This window comes from Variovorax paradoxus (assembly GCF_000834655.1).
GTDB lineage: Bacteria > Pseudomonadota > Gammaproteobacteria > Burkholderiales > Burkholderiaceae_C > Variovorax > Variovorax paradoxus_F.
The window spans coordinates 1-854 of sequence record NZ_JXQQ01000094.1 but is presented as its reverse complement, the minus strand read 5'-3'; the positions used below and the strand labels follow the sequence as shown (position 1 = coordinate 854).

1 protein-coding gene is annotated in these 854 nt (G+C 69.9%); it reads left to right on the top strand.

Annotation, left to right across the window (positions count from 1 at the left end; genetic code table 11):
* Positions 1-854: type VI secretion system Vgr family protein (locus tag RT97_RS27820; protein ID WP_042582097.1), on the top strand; the 854-nt coding region annotated here is incomplete at both ends.

Here is an 854-nt window from a genome sequence, read left to right as displayed (position 1 = left end):
CCGAACTGGGGCGCGCACCATCTGCCGCGCGTCGGCTCAGAGGTGCTGGTGTCGTTCATCGAAGGCGACATCGACCGGCCGGTGGTGAGCCAGCAGCTCTACAACGGACAGGACCTGCCGCCATGGTCCGCAGGCACCGATTCGTCGGCCAACCACGCGGGCGTGCTCTCGGGCTGGCACAGCCGCGCGCTCGACGGCAGCGGCTACAACCAGTGGATCGCGGACGATGCGCCCGGGCAGGTGCGCACGCGGCTTGCCAGCTCGCATGCGGCGAGCCAGTTGAACCTGGGGCACCTCAATGCGCAGTCGCCCGACGAGAGCAATCGCGGTGCGTGGCGTGGCACCGGTGCCGAGTTGCGCTCCGATGCGTGGGTGGTCACACGCGCGGGCGAAGGCCTGCTGATTTCGACGCTGGCGCAGGAGCGGGCGGCGGGCAGCGTGCAGGACACCGCGAGCGTGCGCGGCCAGCTGGCTGGTGCGCTGCGCGAATCGCAGAACCTGTCGGATGCGGCCGGTGGCGCCAAGGCGCTGGCGCTGAAGGCGACGGCGCTGCTGCAACCGCTCATCGACGACATCGATCCGGAGAAGAACGGGCACTACCCCGGCAGCGTCAACGGACAGGATGCGCGGGAACCGAAGGGCGGCGAAGGTGCGGATTCGCGTCAGGGCCAGGACCCGGTGCCCGCCTTCGCGCGGCCGCTCATGGTGCTGGACGCGAACATGAGTCTGAACATGGCCACGCCTGCGAGCGCGACGGTGTTCGCGGGCGAGGCGATCCACTGGACGGCGCAGGAGCAGGCGCACATGGCCGCGGGTAAGACGGTGAGTTTTGCGGCTGGCAAATCCGTGGGGCT